Here is a 22,517-nt window from a genome sequence, read left to right on the forward strand (position 1 = left end):
CGCCGCTTCGCCGCCCGCGCCAGGGCGCTGTCGGAGGGCATCGCGCTGACCGCGGCCGAGATGGCGCAGCTCGACCGCTTCGAGGCCGAGGGGCTCGCCGCGCTGGACGGCTGATCCCACCCCGGAAAAGCGCAAAAGCGCGGGGAAGACCCCGCGCCTTTGCGGTTTTTGCAGGGATGTGACCGAAAAGGGGAAGGGCGCGACCGGACTTCAGGGCCAGACCGGCGCACCGTCGAGCCCGGCGGTTTCCGGCAAGCCGCAGATCAGGTTGGCGTTCTGCACGGCGTGGCCCGCCGCGCCCTTGCCGAGGTTGTCGACCACACCCATCGCGATCACCAGCTTGCGCGCAGGGTCGGCGGCATAGCTGACGAAGGACAGGTTCGATCCGGTGGCCCATTTCGTCTGCGGCGGCCGGTCGGTCACCCGGACGAAGGGCCGGTCGGCGTAGAAGGCCCGCGCTGCGCCCAGGCACTGCTCGGTGCTGGCGCTGCCGCGGCAGTAGATGGTGACGAGAACGCCGCGGGTCATCGGCACGAGGTGCGGGGTGAACACCAGCCCATCGGCGCTGCCGCCACTGAGCCGTTCGATGGTGGTGGCGATCTCGGGCATGTGGACGTGTTTGAGCAAGCCGTAGGGCTGGAGGTTCTCGTTGCTCTCGGCAAAGCCGAAACGGCTGTCACCGCCGCCGCGCCCGGCACCGGAGATGCCGGTCTTGGCGTCGATCACGATATTGCCCGGCGCGATCAGCCCGTGGGCCAGCAGCGGCGCCAACGTGTTCAGCGTCGCCGCCGGGAAACAGCCGGGATTGGCGATGCGGCTGCGGCCGGCGATCTGCTCGGGCCAGACATCGGCAAGACCGTAGGCCCAGCCGTCGGCGTAGCGGTGGTCGCCGCCGATATCGACGATCTTCACCGTTTCGGGGACCCGCGCCAGTGCCTCGGCCGAGGCACCTGTGGGCAGCGAGGCGAAAAGCACGTCGAGCGGCGGCAGGGCCTCGGGATCCCATTTCTCGATCAGCAAGCCGGCCAGTTTGGCCGGAACGCCGGGGAAACGCTCCACCAGCCGGCTGCCGGCGCTGCCTTCGCCCGCGGCGTAGACAAGCTCGAAGGCCGGGTGGGCCGCAATGAGGCGGAGGGCCTCGCCGCCGCCAAATCCGCTGATCCCGACAATGCCGACACGAATGCTCATGGTGCTGCCTCGTTGCTGCTGTGATTGGGCGGCACGTGGCCGTTTGTCCTGATCGACGCGCATCGCTCAGAGCGGCGCGCATGTCAATTGCCGCAGGGGCCATACGCCGTGACGGCCTCGCGCCGTGGCAGCGGGACCGCGACAGTTGCAGCGTCGCGGAGCCGGGCCCTCGCGGGCCCGGACCGAGGGCATTCAGCGCTGGAAGATCACCGGGAACCAGTCTTCTCGCAGCATTTGACCGGGCTGCATGTCGTGGCCGGGGAAGGGGGGCGAGGTCGGGCCGGGGCGCTCAACGTAGCGCGCGTCATCGCCCACCAGCCGCAGCGAAAACGCCCGGCGGCGCGCGCCAGAGCTGTTGCCCCGTGCCCCGTGCAGGATGGCGTAGTTGAAGGCGACGGCATCACCGGGCTCCATCTGCCACTCCTTGATGTCCATGCCCTCGGCATCCGGGTCGGGCACGGGCATGTAGGCATCGCTGTCGGGGAAGAAGTCGGACTCTGACAGCCAGCGCTTCGGCAGCACCGGCTTTTCCCACAGGTGGCTGCCAGCGACACAGCGCAGGCTCGCATCGGTCACCGGGTCTACGGGCGACCAGAAGCTGATGGTCTGCATGCCGTCCACGAAATAGTAGGGGCCATCCTGGTGCCAGGGCGTCGGCTTGGAGGTGCCGGGCTCCTTGACCAGCACGTGGTCGTGGAAAACCTGAACCCGATCGGATTTCATCAGGTCCGCCGCGACCTCGGCGGCAGGAGACTCGCGGACCACGCGCTCGAACTCGGGGATGCGCTGCCAGTTGCAATAGTCGTCGAAGAAGCGCCCGGCCTCGCCCTCCTTGAGGTTCTCCGCGGCATAGGGGCCGGGCTTGGCCATGTTGTGCTCGATACCGGCGCGGATGTCCTCCACGTGGTCGGCGAAGAGCCCCTTGATGAGAAGGACGCCGTCGCGCTGGAAGGCGTCAACCATGTCCTGGGTCAGAAGTGCGTGCATTGTCGTGTCCTCTTTTTCCAGGAGGCTATGAGGCGCAATGATTAGTTTCAAATAATACATTGGAATGATATTTATAGTTCTATGCTATATAATACGCTCCGCCAGTACGAGTATCTCATCGCCGTCGCCGAGCTTGGCAGCCTGACCGACGCCGCCCGGCGGTTGAATGTCTCGCAGCCCTCGCTCTCGGTGGCGATCACCCAGATCGAGGAGCGGCTCGGCACCCGGCTGTTCCTGCGACGCAAGGGCGCTCCGGTCGAGATCACGCCGCAGGGCCACCGGATCCTCGCTCGTGTGCGCGATCTGCTCGACCTCGCGCGCGGGATCGAGGCGTTCTCTGACCAGCCGGCGCCCTTCGTGGTCGGCTGTTTCGAGGACCTCGCACCGCTCAAGCTCGCGCAGGCGCTCGAGACGCTGCGGCTCGCGTTTCCGTCTTGCACCTTCGAGGGCACCGAGGGGCGGTTCTCTGACCTTGCCGCAGGGCTGGAGGAAGGGCGTATCGATCTGGTGATTTCCTACGACGTGGGGTTCGCCGGGCGTTTTGAGCGGCGCGTTTTGAAGACGGTGCTGCCGGTCGCCTTTCTCGCTCCGGATCATCCGCTGGCGCAGCAGGCCATGGTCACGCTCGAGGACCTCGCAGCGCATCCGCTCATCTTCTTTAGCGAGGAGCTGTCCGAGGGGTTCATGACCGCGCTCTTCAAGGGGCTCAGGTTGAGCCCCACTGTCGGGCACAAGGTGCGCTCGCTTGAAATGATGCGCTCGCTTGCGGCGCATGGTGCGGGGGTCGGCATCAGTTATTCCTGCCCGCCGAGCGACATCTGCTACGACGGGCGCCCGCTGGTGACGGTACCCATCTCGACGCAGGGCGCGGCGACCGAGATCGCGCTGATCTGGTCGCGGTTGCGGGAAGTGGACGCGCAGTTCGAGCGCTTCATCGCGGCGCTAGGGGAGGCGCTGGCCTGAGCCGGATTGGGCGCGTCCGGGCCTTCCGAGGGGCATGGCCTCCGGGCGTCCTGTCCCCCTACGCAGGGCGCGGGGGACAGGCGGTGTCATGGGCCCGGCCTCACTTCGGCAGGGCGTAGGCGATGATCCAATCTGCCTGGTCGAAGGGGTTGTAGCGCGCGCCCCCGGCGGTCAGCACCACGTACTGACGGCCATCCTTGCCGATGTAGGTCAGCGGGGCGGCCTGCGAGCCCGAGGGCAGGCGGCCCTTCCACAGGATGTCGCCGGTCTCGGTATCATAGGCGCGCAGGTAGTAGTCCTGCGTACCCGAGTGGAACGCCAGCCCCGCCCCGGTCGTCACCAGCCCGGCCATGCCCGGCATACCGATCTGCGCCTTCAGCGGGCTCTTGCCCAGGGTGCCGAGCGGCGTGTCCTCCGAGGTGCCCGCCGGCTGCTGCCACGCGATCTCGCCCGTCGCCAGGTCGATCGCAGAGATCATGCCCCAGGGCGGGGTGATGCAGGGCACGCCAAGCGGCGACATGAAGTTGTGCAGGTCGTGGCCGTAGGGCAGGCCGAACTGCGGCGAGCGGCCGTGCGAGTTCATCACCAGGTCCTCGGTCTGGCCGTACTCGTCACGCGGGATCAGCCAGGACACCGTCGGCATCCGCATGTCGACCACCAGCATTCGGTTGCGGGTCTGGTCGTAGGACACCGATGCCCAGTTGAAGCCGCCGCCGTTGCCGGGGTTCATGATCGTCTTCTGCGTCGACTGCGGCGTGAACTCACCCTCATACCGGTAGCTCTTGAACATGATGCGGCAGAGCATCTGGTCGATCGGCGTCGCGCCCCACATGGTCTTTTCCGTCAGCAGGTCCGCCGCGATGGTCGGCATCTCGACCGAATAGGGCTGGGTTTCCGAGTAATACTCGCCCTCGATCTTGCCGTCGGACACGGGCACGGGCTTTTCCACGACCCTCTTGAGCGGCTCGCCGGTGCGCCGGTCGAGCACGAAGATCTGGCCGCGCTTGGTGATCTGGATGACCGCCTTGTCGGTACCGCCCTTGCCATCGGGAATGTCTGCGAGTGCCGGCTGCGCGGGCAGGTCGTAGTCCCAGATGTCATGGTGCACGGTGCTGAAGTGCCAGGCCTCTCGGCCATCGTCGAGGTTCAGCGCCACCAGCGCCGCGCCGTATTCATCGTCGAAGCCGCGGCGCTGCCCGCCGTAATAGTCCGGCGTGGCGTTGCCCATGGGCAGGTAGACCATGCCCAGTTCCTCGTCGATGGCGATGCCGCTCCAGACGTTGGGCGTGCCCTTGGTATAGCTTTCGCCCTCGGGCGGCAGCTTGGTGATCTCCGGGTTGCCGAGGTCCCAGGCCCAGTCCAGCTCGCCGGTCAGTGCGTTGAAGGCGCGCACGGCGCCCGAGGGCTCGCCGACGCTGATATTGTCGGCCACCCAGCCGCCGAGCACGATCTTGTCCCGGCCAATGAAGGGGCCGGTGGTCTGCGCCAGGAACCCGGGCAGCGGAGAGACTTCGGCGGTCGGATCGAGGTCGCCCTGCGGCACGATCTGCGTCATCCCGACGCTCAGATCGACCACGCCCTTGTCGCCGAAACTCTCGCAAGGCTCGCCGGTCTCGGCCTTCAGCGAGATGAGCCGCATGTCGGTGGTGCTCATCACGATGCGCGGGCCGCAGGCATCGCCGGCAGGCGGTGCGTAATACCCCATGGTGCGGCAGCGCTTCCAGAGCGGCGACGTGCCCTTCGGGTCATACTGCCATTTGATCTCGCCGGTGCTGCCATCGAGCGCGGTGACCTGCGAGGCGGCGGCGCATTGGTAGAGCGTGCCGTCCACGTAGAGCGGCGTATTCTGGTCCTGCTTGTCCTCGCTCTGGTTGGCGACGAAACCGGTTCGCGCGGTCCAGGCGACTTCGAGCTCGCCGACATTCTCGGGGGTGATCTGCGCGGCGGTCGAGAAGCGCGTGCCCTCGCCGGTCTTGCCCCACGACAGCCAGCTTTCGCCCGAGGCCGCGGTGGCGTCGGACACTTGGCCGGGCACGATGGGCAGGTCGGTCTGCACGACATTGTGCGGCACGAACATCAGGCCAAGGAAACCGGCGAAGATCGTCAGCATCCCAAGGCCGCCGAGGCGCGGACCGAGGGCTCGGGCGGGCTTGCCTTCGTGGCGCCGCGCCGCGGGCAGCAGCAGCAGCGCCAGCGCGGCCATGAAGACCGGCGCGACAAGCCGCGGAACGAGCGCCCAGAAATCGAGCCCGGCTTCCCAGAACGCCCAGGGGACGGTGCCCGCGACAAGCGCGAGGAAGAGCTTGAGCCCAGCCGAGCGGCCCTTGAAACACAGCGCGGCCGAAGCCAGCATGAGCACACCGGCGATGCCGTAGTACCACGATCCACCCAGGCGGATCAGGTAGGCTCCGCCAGCGGCCAGGACCAGCCCGACCACGGCAAGAAGAAGTCCGAAGGCCCAGAGCAGGGCGGGCGGACGGGGGCGTTTTGCGACCTCGGTCACAGATGTTTCTCCTCTGAGTTTCAAGATGATAACGGGGTGCGCCGGTCTGCGGTGCGGGCGGCGACCCTTGGCAGGCGGTCAGACGTCGGACCCCTGTGGACGGCTCGGCGACGAGGCGCTCCGGTCTAGGGCGGGGCGAGGCGGGTCGTGCGGCCGGTCCTCGTCTTGGCGCGTGCCGCACGACGATCTGGCGTGACGTTCCCGTTGGTTGCCCCCTGCAACATCGTCTGTCCGCTCCTTGCCGGGATCGCGCATGGCTCTGCCATAGAAGCCGGAGGCGGGCGCGCATTTCGTAATGACCGGTGGTCATCATTATTATGACCATCGGTCATCTTCAAGGCGCAGGAAGTCTCCCTGCCGTCAGGTCATGGAAAAGCTGATCAGTTCTTGCTGGCGGGAACGGAGTTCACAGCCGGAAGACGGTTGAAGGGCCGGATATTCGGCGGGCCGCCCGAAAGGGGGGCACCGGCGGTTCCCGGCCGCAGTGACCCGGCGAAAATGAGCTAGATCAGGTCTCTCAAGGCGTAGGCGAGCTCGCAGCGACGGCGCAGGCCAAGCTTCAGAAAGCAGGCCTTCAAATGCGCGGCCACCGTCCAGTGGCTGATGTCGAGGAGGTGGCCCACTTCCTTGTTCGAAAATCCCTTTGCCACCAGCATGGCGATCTCGCGTTCGCGCGGGGTCAGAACCAGTGTTGCAACTTCGGCGGAAGGAACGGCATCGAAATTTCCGGGGCTTTGATCACTGATTTGCAGGCGTGACAATGCAGCCGACATTTTTGGCCTCCAATTTTTGGTTGTGGCATCCGGGGCGCCGCGCGCGTGATACGGACAGCGGGACCGGCTTGATCGGCATGGGAAAGGTTTCGTCAGGACGTCATCGCCACAACTTTTCCGAGTTTAAAATACAACCGAGGATTGGGCCAGTGCGGGTATCCCTTACCCCTGCTGGCCCGCCTCAGAACAGGGGCCACGGGATGTGGCTGAGCTGGGGCGGCGGCAGGCCCGGCCGGTTGGCGCGGGCAAGATCGCTGGCGCGGCGCACGACCTCGGCCCGGCCGCGAGACTCGCGGGTGCGCAGATGACCGAAGGACCAGTAGTAGACCTCGCCGATGCCAAGGGCGTCGGTCTGCCGCAGGTCGGTCCACATGTCCGAGGTCGAAACCCGGCCCTTGATCGCCGACAGCCCCATGACGAAGGGCTTGTTGGGATCGCGCCAAACCGAAACCGCCTCGCGTTGCAGTTTGCCGGGGCTGCCCCGGCTATAGGCCTGTGGAAGGTGGTAGTCGCAGACCCCGATCAGCGGCGCGATCTTGGGAAACAGGCTGCGCGCGACGATATGGGTGACGCCGATGGCGCAGGGGCGGCCCGAGATCATCGGCCCGAAAATCTTGCGTGCGAACCCCTCGTGCGATCCGGTCTCGGGCTTGACCTTCGTCCAGGTCTCCTCGGCATCGAGAAGGATCGAGCGGGCGCCGCTGCGGGCGCAGAGATCGAACAGCGTGTCGACCAGCCCGTCGCACCAACGCCGTCGCGGCGTGAGCCAGGTCATGAAATGGATCGCCGCGCCGCAGCTCTTCACCTCGTCGAGCGCATCCATCAGGCGCGAAGACTGCCGGGCCGAACTGTAGGCCCTGAACGCCAGGTCGCGGTTGCCCGCCTCGCGCGCCCAGCTTGGCGGGTTGACCCCGATGACCACATCGGTGGGGGCCATCTGGCAGAGCTGCTGGCGGGCCTGCGCCGAAGAACTGCTGCCGGCGAGGGTGATGGTGTTGCTGTGCATCCAGACCCGGCGAATGCTGGCGAAGCGCGCCGGGGGGCCCGTTGTGCTGCCGGATGGGGCCGGTCCGGACCCAAGCAGCCCCCGGATCTCGGTGCGCAGCCGGGTCCAGGCGCTTCGGAAGGTGGCCATGCGCGGGTGACCTGCCGGAACCTTCTGGCCGCCAAGCTCGGGGAAGTGCATGAAGAAGGCCATGTCGGTCAGCTCGTCGGGGTCTCGGATGCCGTGGCGGATCGCAAGCAGGACGGCCATCTGCCATGCGCCGGGACCCTGCCGCAGGGCGGTCCGCAGGTCGGGCGGGTAGCGGAGCGTCCAGGATGTGTCGGTTCCGGACTCCCGCAGCTCAAGATCGTCGAATGGCCGCATTCTCCTGCCTCCTGTAGCGGGTCAGCCGTGGGTCAGCCGCCGCGTGGCGCGGAAGTCGATGACATGCGCGCCGCCGGCCTGCGTGCGCAGCCCCACGGATTCGGTGCTGGTGAGCCAGTCGTCGGCCGCATCCACGATCGCCTCGAGCAGGGCCTCGAAATCGGTACGCACGTCGGTGAGGATATACTCCTCGCCCAGCCAGCGCAGGATGTCGCGGCCGGTCACCGCCATGCGGTTGCGCTGCGACGAGATCGGGCGTTCCTGCAGGTAGCGCTTGAGCACCTCTTCGAGCACGTCCCAGCCGGTGTCCGCGCCGAACAGATGGCGCACGTCGGGGGCGTTGAGGATCTCGAAGGCGTCGCGCAGCAGCCCCAGAACCTCGGACCGCAGCACCGCCACATGTCCATAGGAGACCTGCTTGAGGTTGTGCCGCAGGTCGAGTCCCGCGCGCCGCACGATCGCCATGGACCCGAAGGATTCCCGCGTGTTGTTCGGCCGGACGACCTCGGAGACGCGCTTGTCCTGGAAGAAGTTCGACACGTGGCGACAGAAGTTGCTCATCAGCGCATGGAAGGGATCGTTCGGTTCGGCCCCTTCCGGCGGTGTCGCGTCGGTGTAGCCGAAGACCTTGCGGTAGGCCGCCTTTCGATCACCGAGGGTGTAGCGCAGCAGCCGCTTGCGATCGTATTGGAACAGCGCCATCGCGCCCGGACCATCCGAGAGTTTCACCTCGCCCGAGCGGAACAACTGTTGCAACTTCAGCACCGCGCGGAAGGCTCCCAGGCGCTCCATCTGGTAGATGTAATATAGATCGGCGATCGCCCCGATCCTCTCGCGGCTGATCTGGTCGTCGTAGTTCGGCACCAGCGGCGTCGAGGCCGCCGCGCCGAGTGTCTTGGCGATCCTGTCGCCGAGACCGATCATCGGCAGCAGCCCACCGTCATTCGGCACCTCGCCTGGCTGCGGTTCGGCCAGCTTCATCAGCGTCTGCTCGGCCTCGGCGATGTACTGGTTGATCAGCTCGGCCTGTCCGGGTTTTTCGACCAGCTCGTCTCGCGCGTCGCGCACAAGCTGGGACCGCAGGGCCTGAAGTCGTCCGAGAAGGCCGTTGAGCTCTTCCAGGGTGTCCACACGTTCGTCCGCCATCTGTCGGGCCTCCTTCGTTGCGGTTTCGGGTCAGCGGCCGGCCAGGGTCGCCGCATTCGCGGCGGCACCATCGACCAGGGCCTGAAGTTCTTCGATCTGGCGCTTGACCGAGCCGAGACCGAGCGCGAAGCGGTGCAGCCCCTCGTCCTTTGCCAGCAGACCAAGAGCCTTGGACTGGGCGGCAAGCTCCTTCGACAGGATGACGAGGTCGGGCGTCTCGAGCGCGGTGATGCGGCCCGACTGGCCGCGGCTGTCTGCCGAGGTCTTGATGATCCATCCCAGCAGCTGGCCGACAGACATCTCGAAGTCCGCCTCGTCGCCGCCGGAGGGGTATTTCACGCGCACCGACATGTTCTCGATGATCATGATGAGGTCCTGTTCAGCCTGGCTCGTGCCGAAGCGGTCCAGTGTCGCGCGCAGATCGAGGGCCGAACGGTTGATCGCCGACAACTGGCGGTCGAGCCGCGCCGCGCTGCGGCCGAGCGTGTCGCTGAGCGGGCGGCTGACGTAGCCACAAAGCCGCTTGTAGGCCTCGGCAAGCTCGCGGATCTCGGATCTCAGTTCCTCGGACTGGGCGACAGAGCGGCGCAGGCTGACCTCGTCGTCGTTCGTCTCTGCCCGCCTGCCGCCAAGCATCCGCCCAAGATCAACCCGCTCGAACTGATCGCTGAGCTCGCCCTCGAGGTTCGCGTAGTCGACGAAGTCGAGCGTGGCCTTGATCGCCCGCGATATCACCGACAGCGCCTGCGGAAGGTTGACGCCCAGCGGGTCCCCCATGACCTCGTCCAGATCATCGAACTGCACTGCCACCCGGTCCCGTACGCTGCGCAGCGAGGGCACGCCGGCGCGAAGCTCGAAGCGGGTCATGTCCGGCAGCCGGTCGAGGATGTCGAGGATCACGTCCCCCTCGGATCGCACCAACCGCGCCGCGACGCGCGAGGCACCGGCCAGCACGTCGACCGGCAGGCTGCGCGAGGGCGCGCGGCCCTCGGTGCGACCGGGCACGAAGACGGTGAGCCCGTTGCGGGTCTCTTGCCGGTAGTTGTCCATCAAGCCGTCGATCAGCATGTCGGCGGCCGCGATGCTGCGGCCCTCTCCGGTGAATTGCACCCCCTCGCGCGGCAGCGAAAGCGCATCGAGCGAGGCGGTCAGCTGCGCGCCGACGTTTCGGAAGCTACCGGCGCCAGCGGTGGTGCCCACCGTTTGCCCGCTGCTGCGCGCCCCGATGAAACCGATCTGGCGCGAGATGTCTTGCAGGATGGCTGCGATCCCGCCGAACTCATTTTCGTTGCTGGGCATGGGGGTCTCCTTGGTTGTCTGGGCGTCTCGCCACACGCGGACATCGTCTTGGACGCGCTCGGCCAGAGCGGGTGCCGCCGTCAGGTCCCGGATGATGCTGGGGATGGTGCGGATCAGCTTCAGAGCGGCGGTTCGCTTCTGGCCGGCGGGAAGGGCGTCGGCCTCGTTGCGGGCGTCGGTCTGGGCCTGCGGCAGATCGCGCAGGAGCCCGCCATGATCGCGCTCCTCGCCGAGAAAGGCGGCAAGCTCCGTGGCGCGTTCGAGCGCGTCCTCGGCCTCGCCTTCGTCCAGCCCGTGCAGCATCCCCCTGAGGATCGTGAGGCCGGTCTCGGAATACTGCCGCAGGACCTCGACCGAGTGGATGTCGAGCTCCCGCAGCCCGGATTTCTGCAGCGCGGTCGCGCGGCTGTGCAGGCGGGACAGCAGCGTTTCAAGCTGCCTGATCGTCTGCAGCGGCGGGTGGTCGGGTGGAGATCTGCGGTCGGCCATGGTCAGACCCTTTGCAGCGTTGCGTAGAAGTTGCGGCTGATCGCCGCCGGATCGGCGCCCTTGCGCGAGATCGCCAGGCGCGCGGCGGCGATGAGGTGCCGTTCGGGCAGGACACCGGTGTTCTCGCCTCGCGCCAGCCGATGCGCGGCCTCGGTCACGAAGGCGACATCGCGGTGACCGAAGCTGACGACCTGCGCCAGTGCCCGGTTTCCGAGTTGCGGCAGCGGGTCGTAGCAGATCGCCTGCACCATGAGCGTGGTGCCTGCCTCGACTGTATCACGAAATGGCCGCGGCAGGTTGCGGCGGAGCGCAGGCGGGTAGATCCGGTTCCAGGCAGTCTCGAAGGCCCGCGCCTCGGCCTGAAATCCCATGCGGCGCAAGAGGCTACAGTTGAGCGGGACCCGCAGCAGCGGCGTCGGATGCACGCCCTCGGGGTTGAAATGCGCGGTGCGGGACTTGGTGCGACCGACCACGTCTATCAGCGACTCGACGTAGGCGGGCCCGATCAGCAGACAGCCGGCAAGATCGGCGAAGCTTTCCTTGTGCCAGCGCGTCCAGACCGCGATCGCCTCAGGCGGCAGCTTCGCCCGCATCCGCGCGGCGATGCGTTTCGGCATGTCTTCCCAGAGGCCGAGGTCGTTTTGCAGGTTGTGCGCGACCTCGTGTGGAATGGCGCCAAGGGTCCAGGGGTTGTGCAGGCGGTGCTGCGGAACCTTGACCAGCGGAAACGGATTTGGCCGTTTGCCGAGCTTCGAAAGCCGCACGCCGCGCCGGTAGGTGGCGGGGCCGTTGCCGTCCTCGAGATAGGCGAAGGGCTGGGGCGCGGGCACGCTGAGTGCCCGTCCGAGCCCCATCCAGACCGCCTGGTAGCAGTTCCGCGCGATGCGGTCGACGCCGCGCAGCTTGCCGCCGAAGGGGCCGGTGCGCTGGGTAAAGATGCCGCGGTAGAAGGCCAGCAGCTTTTCCGCCTCCTGGGTCTGCAGGTAGACGCGATCCTTGAGATGAAGGAACCCCGCCGGGGCGGCGCCGGGATCGGCTTTCAGCGCGGCACCGACACGGCTCATCTCGGTGACGTCACGGGCGAGCGCCGCGTGCAGGTCGCGCACCAGCACGTTGGCCGCGCGGATATGGGCGATTGTCGGTTGCACGGCCTCGGTGCCGAATTCCTCGGGTTCGAGCAGCGCCAACCCGTCGAGATAGCGGCGCGCGTTCAGCACCTGCCGGTCGATGAAGCGCGCCCGCGAGTAGAGCCGCCTGTCGCCGGGGGCTGTCGTCAGCAGGGGGGCGGCCGGCGTGTGTCGGATCTCGACCAGCATGGCTCAGCCTCCGACACCCAGGCGCCGCTCGAGCCTGAGCAACTGGCGCGCGGCGCCGCGCAGCGCGCGCGACATCGCCACGCGTTCGCTGTGGGTGAGGGGCCCGCCGCGTGAAGCTTCGTCCTCGAAGGCGCTTGCTTCGGCTAGGGTCTCGTAGTCGTCGCCGGGGCCTCGCTCATAGCCGTCCTCGGAAAGCGATGCGTAGTCCTCATCGTCGCCTCCCAGCAACGGCTCGCCTTCGTCCTCGCCAAGCAGACTGGCTCCGAGGCGCAGCGAAAGGCTGGTGAAACTGAGCATGGTATAGAGCGTCTCGGCCACCTGCTGAAGGTCCTGCCGGGGAAACAGGCCATAGCGCTTGGCCGTCATCGCCAGCGCCGGGGCCAGCACCGAGAACACCGGGACCTGGAGGATCTGCGCAGGGGTGATTGCGCTGCCCGCCTTCTTCGATGCCAGGGTCGCGGCCTGAAGGGCGAACGCGTGCAGGAAGCTCGGGAAGGCGCGCGCGATCAGGGCCCGATCGGGGGCCACGCGGATCATCGTCCGGTGGAAGGCGCGTTCGAGTTCGGGCCGGCGGCGCAGCAGCGTCTTGCGCAGCGCGCGGCGGAGAACCTGGTCGCGGCTCTGCCGTGGCGAAGGCCCGCGCGGCGCGGCGCGCACCACCTTGGATGTGTCGCGGCGATGGCGAGCCTGCGCGGTGCTGTGTCGGCGCTTGGCGGCAGAGCCGCGGTCGGCCTCGTCGAGGTAGAGCGTCTCGTCGAAATCGTCGCTTTCGGGGTCGTCTTCGAAGGCGGCGCCGTCCCAGTCGGGATCGGCCATCGGATCGAGGAAGCCGTCGGTCTCGGGGTCGAATTCCATGTCGTCGCGCATTGATCCGGTCCTTCGCATCCTGGCCTGGGGGCACATCCGTCGGAAACCGGGAGGGCAGCTGTCCGCCCTCCCGCAGGGGCTTCAGTAGAACCGTTCGGCCCGTGCGATCGCGGCGCGATTGAGCTTGCGCTTCTTGGCGACATTGTTGGCAAGCGCCCGCGCCAAGCGCGGCTGCGAGCGCAGCGTGCGCCGGGCCTGCTTGGTCATCACCCGCGCCGCCGTGGCATTGGTCACCGGCTTGCCCTTGGCAGCCTTGCGAGACAGCGCGCCGGTGGTGTCCCGCACGATCCCCGCAAGAGTCTTGTTGAGCTGCTTGGACGACGGGCTGGAGGCAAAATGCTTGGCCAGCCGGCCGGTCGCGGCGGCGATGCCGGGCGCGACGGTCTTCACCGCCATGGGCGCGCGCGAGGTGATGGTGATCGCGATGGCACCGCCAAGCGCCTGAGCGTCGTTCGGATGCGCCTTCGAGGCGGCGTCGGCCATGGCCTCGGCCAGCGCCTCGTCGGATGCGGCCATCGGCATGACGGCGTTCATTTCGTCCTCGGTGTCGGACTCGTCCTCATCCTCGAGGTTCTTCACGAAGCGGCCGATGCTGCCACCGACCGCCGCGCCCGCCGGGCCGCCGAAAGCGCCGCCGATGACCGAGCCGATCTTGCCCGCGTTGTTCTTGGCGACGCTCAGAAGCTTGCGGGCGCCCTTCTTGGCCCAGCTCTTCAGCCGGCCCCAGAACTCGTCGCCCTCGAAGTCCCCGAAGAGGTCTTCGCCGTCGAAGCCTTCGGGGTCGCTGTATTCGTCGGCGTAGCTTTCCCACTCGTCTTCGTAGGCGAACTCATCCTCGAATTCGCTTTCATAAGGGGAAAAGTCCTCGTCCTCGTAGAGCTCGTCTAGCATCACTGACCTCCTTGCGGTTCAAGTCATGGGACCTGCGGGACGATGAACGAGCCCGCCTGATCCCAAGCGTGTCAGCGAAGGGGTGTCCTGCCTATCGCACAGATGCCGTAGCCCATCGGGTCTAGCTGGAACGAGTTAGATGCAAGTGCAGAAAGGTTGCGGCAAAGCTGCAGGTTCCGGTCTCAAGTGCACGAAATGGCGACATATTTGCGCGAAGATTGGAGGGGGTTCTCCGATCTGAAGGCGGCTGTCCAAAGACAGAAGGGCCGTTCCCGATGGCGGGAGCGGCCCTTCGAGCGCGATCGATGGCCCCGGCGCTGGCGGGGGACTCGCCTGTCAGCCCTTCAGTCCCTCGGCGTCCTGGTGTCCGGGCAGGGAGACGCCCGCGACAGCCGCTGACGCCCCGAAACAGCCCAGGATCAGCGGCAGCAACGCCGCGACCGCGATCCCGGCCTGAAGCACGAAGATCAGCGCATAGGGCGGCAGCGTGCTGGCATCCGACAGGGTGACGATCTGGCTCAGCATCTCGAAACCCTCGAGACCGATCTCGGTGCCGATGATGATCACGAAGGCCAGGAACAGATGCGCCGCGCTCTTGGGGCCGGCAATGCGCCCCACGGCGAAGATCGTGGCGGTGGTCGCAATGCCGCTGCCGAAGCCGGTAAAGAGCCGCGAGCCGATGAAGATGGTGTTGTCGGGAATCTGGAAGACGTTCAGCACCAGCACGCCCGGATAGGCCAGGTAGGACAGCAGTCCCAGCGCGGCGATGGCGATGCCCGCGACGATGAGCGGCAGGTGCAGGGACCAGCGGGCAAGCGCCGCCGCGGTGCCGGTCGCCGCGATCACCTGCGCCAGCGCGGCAAGCGTGGCGCGGTCGTCGATCAGCGTCGTCGAACAGGCGTGCCGGATTAGGTAGGCGGTGTCGAAGAAGCCGGTCGTCGCCACGTTGAGCAGGAAGAGCGCGAGGAAGAGCCCGAGGATGCGCCGGGAGGTGCCCGCGTCGCCGGTCGCGCGGCGCGGCTCGGCCTTCCAGACCCGGACGAGATAGACCAGGCTCACCGCGAAGACCGCGGCAAGCGGCACCACCAGCGGCGAGGTGATGGTCTTCAGAGAGGTGAGGAAGGTCAGCCCCTCGAAGAGCAGCAGCGCCAGAAGCGCGGCCAGCATCAGTCGGCCCGAGAGCAGCACCGGGGTCGCGTCGGAGGCCTCCGGTGCGGCGCCCTCGGGTGCGCCCCGGCGCAGCAGGAGGATCGCGCCGATCAGCAGCAGCACGATCACCGCGAAACCGGCGAAGAAGCTGTCGAGCCCGTGCCGGGGGGCGACCACCCGGACAAGCTGCGGCGTGACGAGGAAGGCCAGCGGCATGGCGACCGACCAGACCCCGGTCAGGAACTTGTCCCAGCGCGGTCCGCCGAGGCCGGTCCAGGCCTGTGAGATAGGCGCCAGCGTTGCAAGGCCGAAGCCGGCCATCGGGAAGAGCAGCACCACCAGCGCGACGCGGGTATCCACGGGCGGCGCGAACTTGAAGAGCGCCGCAAGTCCCAGCGCCGCAGCGCCCGCCAACAGGCACATCCAGACCGCCAGACGCCGTGCGGGGATGCGCCGCATCAGCCAGGGCGCAACCAGCAGCGAGACCAGCACCGCGCCCATCAAGAGCTCCATGATCGCCGCCGTGGCCTCGACGGTGATCGACAGGAAGCTGGCGAAACTGCCTTCGGATACGAAGACGGTTGAGGCGATGACCGAGCGCAGCCCGTTGCCGAGCAGCACCAGCGGCACCAGCAGGAGGAGTCCCAAGCCGTTCATGCCCCGAGATGCCCGGCAAGGCGGATCGCCATGGCGGCGATGGTGAGCGAGGGGGCGTTGACCGGACAGCTCACGTGGGTGCTGGCTCCAAGGATGTAGAGGTTGTCATGCTGGTGGCTGCGCAGGTCGGGGGTCACCACCGAGGTTTTCGGGTCGGTGCCCATGCGGGTGGTGCCGCCGATGATCGCGTTCGAGAGGTAGGGATCGTCGGTTTGCACCTCGGGTGCGCCCATGCGCGTCAGCACCTCGCGGGAGACCTCGGTCGCCACCTTGATCCCGGCGTTGGTATAGTCGTCCACGGTAAAGGCGATGCGCGGCTTGGGGATGCCGGCGCTGTCCAGCTGGTCCGACAGGGTGATGCGGTTGTCGGGGCTGCCCAGCGTCTCGGCCGAGGAGTTGAGCCGCACGTGCCGCGCAATCTGGCTGTCGAGCGCCTTGACCAGCGCCGCGCCGCGCATCCCCTTGGCGATCAGCTCCTTCGAGAGCTTGGTGGCGTCGGCGTTGCCGCTCCAGCCGTTGTTCATGAAGGAAGTGCCGAAGGGCGCGTAGTCCTTGCGGAAGGCGCCGTCGCGGTACTCGGTGATGCCCGAGGTCTGCTGCGGTCCGCGATAGGGGTAGACGGGGTCGCGCACCTCGCCCCAGACATCGATGTTCCACTGCGACAGCAGGTAGCGCCCCACCTGGTCATTGCCGTTGGCGACGCCGTTCGGGGCGGTTTCCTGCTTGGAATTCAGCAACAGGCGCGGGGTTTCGATGGCATGGCAGGCCAGCACGTAGGTGTTCGCCGTGACGCTCTGGGTGGTGCCGTCGGGGCGGCGGATGGTCAGGCCGCTGACCTTGCCATCGGCACCCACCGCGACATGGGTCACCAGCGCCTGCAGCTCGATGCGCGCACCGGCGGCCATGGCCTTGTCCATGTCGACCGAGGCGTCGTATTTCGCCCCGATCGGGCAGATCGGCACGCAGGTGTTGTTGCCGCAACAGGGCGGGCGGCCGTCGTGCACTTCGGAGTTGCGGGCATGGCTGAAGATCGCCGCGTTGAGCCCCATCGCGTCGAGCGCCTGCGCCTGTATCTGCTTGTCCATGAACGAGGCGGGGATGGGCGGCATCGGGTAGGGATCATCGGCGGCGCGCGGCGCGCCCCAGGTGTGGGCCGGATCACCAGCGACGCCCCAGCGTTCCTCGGCCTGACGGTAGTAGGGCAGCAGGTCGTCGTAGCTGATCGGCCAGTCGGCGCCGCGCCCGTAGAGCGTGGCGGCCTTGAAGTCCTCTGGGCGCAGCCGGTCGGCGAAGCCGGTCCAGTGCCAGCTGGTGCCGCCGTAGATGCGCAGGTACGCCCCGACGAAGCGCGCCGGTCCCGCCTGATCGTAGAAGGCGTCGTAGTCGGTGTCGGTGGGATGCGGCGCGAAGTCCTGGCTGGGGTAGGGCGCCTGCGGGCCCTTCACCGGGTTCTCGTAGAAATCCGCGAGGTACTCGCCGCGGGTCTTGCGGCCCCCGGCCTCGAGCACCAGCACGTCGCGCCCGGCCTCGGCGAGGCTGCGCGACAGATGCGCGCCGCCCATGCCCGAGCCGACGATGACGATGTCGGCGGAGAGGTCAGCAGGTCCGGTCACGCGGCGCTCCATTCGTGTTGCCAGTAGCCGAACTCCGGCCCGGCGCAGAGCCCCGGCGCCTTGCCGAAGCTGAGGGATTTCCAGCCGAGAGCGAGCGGGTAGTTGATCATCCGCGCGTTGTCGTCCTCGGGGTCGGCGGTGCCGGTGAAGAGCGCCTCGGTCAGCCATTGCAGCTGCGCCTCGCGGGCGGCGTTTTCCTGCGGCTCGAGCAGCGGCGCGACGCCCGCCTGCGCGGCATGGGCCGAAAGCACGTCCACCGCCGCCGGGCCGAACTTCGCCTCGAAAAGCGCGGTCACGCTTTCCAGCAGCTGCGGCGCGACCTCGACCGGGCCCGCGAGCGCGTAGAGGATCGAGCGGAACATCCCCCGGTCGCGCGCCGCGTTCAGCGAGGCCGCCAGCGCTCCGCCCGGCAGGGCGGCCATTGCAAGGAGGCTGGCCCCGCCGCCCAGCACGGCGCGACGGGTCTTCGGGGCGGGGGTCACGGCGCCGAAACCACGATGAAGCCGCGGGAGCGGTTTGAGCCGCTGTCGACCATCATCATGCCCGCGTGCAGCGTCTCCACCGAGACCCAGACCGGCGGATACTTGTACTTCGCCACGTCGAGGATCAGCACGCTGTCTGTCGCCTCGTCATAGGCGGCCACAGGCGAGATGTGGCCGTCGCCCTCCTGCGGCAGGGCCTTGCGCGAGTAGTTGGCGATGAAGCGGGCATTGCGGTCCGACAGGGTGGACTTCAGCGCGGCGCGCAGCGCGTCCACCGGGGTCTCGTCGGCGAAATGGTGATCGGCCTTCATCCCGAGGTTCTCGATGAAGGTGTCGAGCTCGGCCAGGGTCAGCCCCTCGTGCTCGACCATGGCATAGGGTTTCAGCTTCTGGTTGGCCTCGTTGAACAGCGTGTCCTGGGTGAACAGGGTCCACGGGTAGAGCCGGTCGGGCGAGGGGCGCGAGATCTCCAGCGAGTTCGCCACCGCGGCGACCGAGGCCGGGCCGCAGAAGGTCAGGATCTGCTCGAACTCCAGATAGGACGCGAGCGGGAAGTAGTCGCGGTTTAGCTCGGTACCGAGCAGGCGCGCCTCGCCTTCCTCGCTGGTCAGGTAGACGAGATCGTCAGCCATCACCGGCCCGGCGAGCGTCAGCCCCAGCAGGGCGGCGATCAGTTTGCGGCGAACCATTTTGCGATCTCCTCGATGTCGCTGTCGGAAAGTTCCTTGGCGTAGACGCCCATGACGTCGGCCATGCCACCCTTGCGGTAGCCGGAGCGGTAGGATTTCAGCGCGCTCTGCAGGTAGTCCTCGCGCTGACCGGCGAGGATCGGCACGCCCGCGACCAGCGGGTTGCCGTCGGCCGAGTGGCAGGACACGCAGGACGAGACGCTGGACGGAACAGCAGGTGTCTCCTCTGCCAAGGCTGCGCAGGGGGCGAGCAGCGCGAGCAGGGCAAGCTCAGGCCTGAATGGCGACATTGAACATCATTCCCAGGTCTTCATGTGGCAGGATGTGGCAGTGCATGACGAACCGCCCGTCGAAATCGGTGAAGCGCATGCGCAGGGTGACCGTGCCCGCCGCCGGAACCGCGATGGTGTCCTGCCATTGCGGATTGGCCAGCGGCTCGCCGTTGATCTTGATCACCTGCATCGGGTTCACGTGCACGTGGATCGGGTGCGGGAAGGGCGTGGTGTTGACCAGCTCCCATTCCTCGGCCTCGCCCAGCTTGGCGACGATGTCGTCGCGCTGCGGATCGAAGGGTTCGCCGTTGAGCGTGAAGACCGTGTCCTTGAACATGCCTTCCACGTCGCTGACGCCGAGCACGATCTGCCGCGTGCGGACAATCTCGTCGTCGGGGATATCGGTGAGCACCTTGTTCTTCGGCAGCGGCCCCTTGGGCAGCTCGGTGCCCATCTTCACGTCGGGCGCGATGCGGCTGGTGTCGGCGGGCAGCACGATGACCTCGGCCATCAGCACCTCGTCCAGCGGCTGCTTGCCCTGGCTGAAGGCCGGGCGGCGCAGCGTGTAGCTGCCGGGCTCCAGCGCCTTGACCATCAGGTTCATGCGGTTGCCGGGCGCAAGGAAGATCTCGTCGGTCTGTCGCGCCTCGGGGTAGGGGTTGCCGTCGAATCCGATCTCGTGGAGTTCGAGCCCGTCGAGGCGCATCGGCAGGAACTGCTGGTCGCCGGCGTTGAGCATCCGCCAGTGCTGCACCTCGCCCGCCCGCATGTAGATGCGCGGGTGATAGTGGCCGTTGACCAGCCAGTAGCGTTCGGCGTCCAGCGACCAGATGGTGTCGTAGCTGTCAAGATCCTCGGCCTTGGGGTCGACAACCGGACATTGGAACACGAGCACCCGCTCGATCGCGGCGGCCACCTCGGGCACCTCGTCGAGCGTGCCGCCGACGATCATCATTCCGCCGCACCCCGAGGCCACCTGAAGCGCCACCGAGCCGTGCCGATGCGGATGGTACCAGTAGTTGCCCGCCGGGTGATCCTCGGGCAGGCGCACGATGTAGTTGAAGCTCTCGCCGGGGTGAATCTGCAGGTAGACGTTGTCGGAATTGCCCTTGGGGCTGACGTGGAATCCGTGGAAATGCAGGTTCGTCGTGCTGAACTCGTTCGGCGTATTGAGCACCGCCGGAGACGGGTCGGCATTCGGCGGCATGTCGTTGTGGAGGGTGATCTCCATGTCGTCGCCGGGCAGAACGCGGAAGGTCGGGCCGGGAATCTCGCCCTCGTAAAGACGCAGCTTGGCCTTGGCGTAGGGCAGTTCGACCTGCGATTGCTTCATCGTCAGATCGAGCCTGAACCGCCCGCTGACGGAGTGAACTTCGCGCGGGTTCGGCAAGTCCGAGGCGAGGCCGAGCGGCGAGCGCGCCGGGATCTCGTTCTCGGTCGCCTGGGCAAAGGCGCGCGACACCGCGCCTGCACCAAGGCAGAGCGCCCCTCCGGCGGATGCCGACGAGAGCAGCAATCTTCTGCGCGAAAGCCCTGATCCATGAGCGCTTGTCGGAGTGGGCTTGGCCTGCGGCATATGTCTGTAGGTCCGGAATTCAAGAGGCGTGATGCGATGTCTTTCGTGCATACTACCTATGCGAGATTAAGATACCTATTATGCGCGCACAGACTGGTTCCGGATTGGCAACAATAGCACCTGACGAACCGGACAGGACACGATGGCGCTTCGGACGGGCCGGTCCGCTCCCGCTCGCGCGTCGTGGTTTTCTCCATGACTTCAGGATGTTTAGGTCCGAATCCTTTACGGTTCGTTGAGCCGGGAAGGGCAGGACTGACCCGGTCTCCTACCGTTTCGCAGCCGGGATGGCTGTGGCCAGAATGCCATGCCGTGCGGCGCCATGCTGGCGGCGGCCCCGGTCGAAAGCAACGCGATTGCTTCGGTGTCATTCTTGCGGACCGCCGCGTAGCGGCGATCCGACGGCACGCCGTACTGCCGGGCGGTTCGCGTTCCGCGGGGGAGCGTTCCCACATGAAAACAGCTCCCCCGCCCTGGACGGGGGAGCCTTTTGCCGGTGGGGAAAAGCTCAGAGCACGAAATCCGCGGCATCCAGCGCGTGCAGCCCGGTCAGCTGGATTTCCATCTCGGGGGCGGTGTCCAGATCGAGGTTCACCCAGACGAAGGTGTTGCCGCCGCTCTGGAAGCTCCGGACCTGGCCAATATCGTCGAAGGAGGCACTTCCGATGAACTCGAAAGCCTGGTTGCCGGCGATGCGAAAGTCGGCGTCGAGCACGCTCAGGTCGATCCTGTCGGCACCGCCGAAGCCGAAGTCGGTGACCGTGTCGCGAGCCGCGCCGTTGGAATCCGTGGCGCTCCAGAACTGGAACAGGTCGGCGCCGTAGCTTCCGGTCAGCACGTCCTGGCCGCCGCCGCCGCGCAGCTTGTCGTTGCCCGCGCCGCCATTGAGGATATCCGTGCCCGCATAGCCCGAGAGCACGTCATTGCCGCCGCCCCCATGCAACTCGTTGTTGGCGTTGTCGCCGGTCAGAAGGTCGGCGTAGCCCGTACCGATGACCTTCTCGACATTGGTGTAGGTGTCGCCCTCGGCATCGCCCCACCAGCCCCTCTTTGCCGCGAGGTTGACGTTCACGCCGGTGGAGCCGGAGAAGTAGATCGTGTCGAAGCCGGCGCCGCCGTCGATGGCATCCGCGCCCGCCGCGCCGAAGAGGAAGTCGTCGCCATCCTGGCCGCGCAGGTCGTCGTTGCCGGTGTCGCCGTAGAGGTTGTCATCCCCGGCGTTGCCCTCCATCAGGTCGTCATTCGCGCCGCCCATCAGGACATCGTTGCCAGCGCCGCCGTGCAGGTCATCGTTGCCGCTGCCGCCGCTCAGGATGTCCTGGTCGTTGCCTCCGTAGAGGCTGTCATCGCCGCCGCGTCCGTCGAGGTAATCCTGTCCATCGTTGCCCGCCAGCGAGTTGCGCTGCGCGTCGCCGCGGAGATCGTCGTCGTGGTTCGAGCCATAGAGGCTCTCGATGCTGATCAGGCTGTCGCCGGCGGCCTCGCCCCCTGCCACGTTGCCGCTGTCGAGATCGATGGTGACCCCCTCCCAGGAGGTGATGTAGGAGGCCATGTCCGAGCCTGCGCCGCCGTCGATCGTATCGCCACCGCTGCCGCCCGAGATGAGATCGTTGCCGGCGTCGCCGTAGAGCCTGTCATTGCCGCTGTCGCCGGTCATCGAGTCGGTGTCGTCGCCGCCGCGCATGTAGTCATTGCCCGAGCCGCCCTCGAGGATGTCGACCCCCGCGCCGCCGTAGAGCGTGTCGTTGCCGCCGCGGCCGAACAGGTGGTCATCGCCGTCCTTGCCGCTGAGCACGTTGCCGGCGTTGTCACCGTAGAGCCAGTCCGCGAAGTCAGAGCCGTAGACGTGTTCGAAGCCGTTGAAACGGTCGCCCTCGGCATGGCCACCGGATCCGATGCCGTAGTAGAGATCGACCGTCACCGCCGCATCGGAGCCCGAATAGAGCAGGCGGTCGGAGCCGCCCGCGCCATACATGAAGTCGGCCCCGGCGCCGCCTTCGACCCAGTCATCGCCCGCGCCGGCATAGATGCGGTCATCGCCCTCTCCGCCGTAGAGCCAATCGTTGCCGTCACCACCGTAGATGGTGTCCTTGCCACCGTCTCCAGAGATGTGATCGTTCCCGCCAAGGCCATGAATTTCCTCACCGAAATTCGTGCCGAAGAAGGTATTGCTCCAGTTGTCGAGATAGATCGGATTTGCCATTTCTTTGTCCAGTCATGTTGCCGCGTTCTGCGGTGGTTGAGCGTCGCAAGGCGACAGGGACTGGATGCGCGATTCACGTTTCGCG

18 protein-coding genes are annotated in these 22,517 nt (G+C 67.1%); 1 reads left to right on the forward strand and 17 read right to left on the reverse strand.

Annotated features, from left to right (window positions below; genetic code table 11):
• Window positions 1-210: 210 nt before the first annotated feature.
• A complete protein-coding gene (gene argC / locus IQ782_RS10425; protein WP_194134578.1) occupies window positions 211-1,188 on the reverse strand; it encodes an N-acetyl-gamma-glutamyl-phosphate reductase in 978 nt (325 codons plus the stop codon).
• Between the two features lie 192 nt (window positions 1,189-1,380).
• Window positions 1,381-2,175 carry a phytanoyl-CoA dioxygenase family protein gene (locus IQ782_RS10430; protein ID WP_194134579.1) on the reverse strand — a complete coding sequence of 265 codons (795 nt, stop codon included), beginning with the start codon at window positions 2,173-2,175 and terminating at the stop codon, window positions 1,381-1,383.
• An 81-nt stretch (window positions 2,176-2,256) separates the two neighbouring features.
• On the opposite strand from IQ782_RS10430, the gene IQ782_RS10435 reads away from it, so the two are divergent.
• Window positions 2,257-3,138 (forward strand): LysR family transcriptional regulator, encoded by an 882-nt coding sequence (locus IQ782_RS10435; RefSeq protein WP_194134580.1) that lies wholly within the window; start codon window positions 2,257-2,259, stop codon window positions 3,136-3,138.
• A 100-nt stretch (window positions 3,139-3,238) separates the two neighbouring features.
• Here IQ782_RS10435 and IQ782_RS10440 read toward each other — a convergent pair whose 3' ends face one another.
• The 15 genes from IQ782_RS10440 to IQ782_RS10510 all read right to left on the reverse strand — a co-directional run bounded on the left by IQ782_RS10440 (window position 3,239) and on the right by IQ782_RS10510 (window position 22,432).
• Window positions 3,239-5,641 (reverse strand): membrane-bound PQQ-dependent dehydrogenase, glucose/quinate/shikimate family, encoded by a 2,403-nt coding sequence (locus IQ782_RS10440; RefSeq protein ID WP_338092567.1) that lies wholly within the window; start codon window positions 5,639-5,641, stop codon window positions 3,239-3,241.
• A gap of 503 nt (window positions 5,642-6,144) precedes the next feature.
• A complete protein-coding gene (locus tag IQ782_RS10445; RefSeq protein WP_194134581.1) occupies window positions 6,145-6,414 on the reverse strand; it encodes a response regulator transcription factor in 270 nt (89 codons plus the stop codon).
• A 181-nt stretch (window positions 6,415-6,595) separates the two neighbouring features.
• On the reverse strand, window positions 6,596-7,783 hold the full coding sequence (locus tag IQ782_RS10450) for a hypothetical protein (RefSeq protein ID WP_194134582.1): 1,188 nt from the start codon (window positions 7,781-7,783) through the stop codon (window positions 6,596-6,598).
• Between the two features lie 21 nt (window positions 7,784-7,804).
• The gene (locus IQ782_RS10455; protein ID WP_194134583.1) at window positions 7,805-8,929 is read right to left on the reverse strand and encodes a hypothetical protein; all 1,125 of its coding nucleotides are present in this window, start codon (window positions 8,927-8,929) and stop codon (window positions 7,805-7,807) included.
• 30 nt (window positions 8,930-8,959) lie between these two features.
• Window positions 8,960-10,717: a hypothetical protein gene (locus IQ782_RS10460; protein WP_194134584.1), complete on the reverse strand. Its 1,758-nt coding sequence runs from the start codon at window positions 10,715-10,717 to the stop codon at window positions 8,960-8,962.
• Between the two features lie 2 nt (window positions 10,718-10,719).
• Window positions 10,720-12,033 carry a hypothetical protein gene (locus IQ782_RS10465; RefSeq protein ID WP_194134585.1) on the reverse strand — a complete coding sequence of 438 codons (1,314 nt, stop codon included), beginning with the start codon at window positions 12,031-12,033 and terminating at the stop codon, window positions 10,720-10,722.
• A gap of 3 nt (window positions 12,034-12,036) precedes the next feature.
• A complete protein-coding gene (locus IQ782_RS10470; RefSeq protein ID WP_194134586.1) occupies window positions 12,037-12,900 on the reverse strand; it encodes a hypothetical protein in 864 nt (287 codons plus the stop codon).
• A gap of 81 nt (window positions 12,901-12,981) precedes the next feature.
• A complete protein-coding gene (locus IQ782_RS10475) occupies window positions 12,982-13,791 on the reverse strand; it encodes a hypothetical protein (RefSeq protein WP_194134587.1) in 810 nt (269 codons plus the stop codon).
• A gap of 336 nt (window positions 13,792-14,127) precedes the next feature.
• A complete protein-coding gene (locus tag IQ782_RS10480; protein WP_194134588.1) occupies window positions 14,128-15,597 on the reverse strand; it encodes a hypothetical protein in 1,470 nt (489 codons plus the stop codon).
• Window positions 15,594-17,210, reverse strand: a complete 1,617-nt coding sequence (locus IQ782_RS10485; protein WP_338092568.1) for a GMC family oxidoreductase — start codon at window positions 17,208-17,210, stop codon at window positions 15,594-15,596. Before IQ782_RS10485 ends, IQ782_RS10480 begins: the two co-directional genes overlap by 4 nt.
• The gene (locus IQ782_RS10490; protein WP_194134590.1) at window positions 17,207-17,692 is read right to left on the reverse strand and encodes a hypothetical protein; all 486 of its coding nucleotides are present in this window, start codon (window positions 17,690-17,692) and stop codon (window positions 17,207-17,209) included. Before IQ782_RS10490 ends, IQ782_RS10485 begins: the two co-directional genes overlap by 4 nt.
• Window positions 17,689-18,381, reverse strand: coding sequence for a phytochelatin synthase family protein (locus tag IQ782_RS10495; protein ID WP_194134591.1), 693 nt, complete (start codon window positions 18,379-18,381; stop codon window positions 17,689-17,691). Before IQ782_RS10495 ends, IQ782_RS10490 begins: the two co-directional genes overlap by 4 nt.
• Entirely contained in the window at window positions 18,363-18,671 is a 309-nt protein-coding gene (locus IQ782_RS10500; protein ID WP_194134592.1) for a c-type cytochrome, read from the reverse strand. Before IQ782_RS10500 ends, IQ782_RS10495 begins: the two co-directional genes overlap by 19 nt.
• Complete coding sequence (locus IQ782_RS10505) at window positions 18,652-20,169, reverse strand: multicopper oxidase family protein (RefSeq protein WP_240989231.1); 1,518 nt, start codon at window positions 20,167-20,169, stop codon at window positions 18,652-18,654. Before IQ782_RS10505 ends, IQ782_RS10500 begins: the two co-directional genes overlap by 20 nt.
• 568 nt (window positions 20,170-20,737) lie before the next feature.
• Complete coding sequence (locus IQ782_RS10510) at window positions 20,738-22,432, reverse strand: calcium-binding protein (protein ID WP_194134594.1); 1,695 nt, start codon at window positions 22,430-22,432, stop codon at window positions 20,738-20,740.
• Window positions 22,433-22,517: the final 85 nt, after the last annotated feature.

Origin of the sequence: Salipiger mangrovisoli, assembly GCF_015223355.1 — a bacterium.
Taxonomy (GTDB): Bacteria; Pseudomonadota; Alphaproteobacteria; order Rhodobacterales; family Rhodobacteraceae; genus Salipiger; species Salipiger mangrovisoli.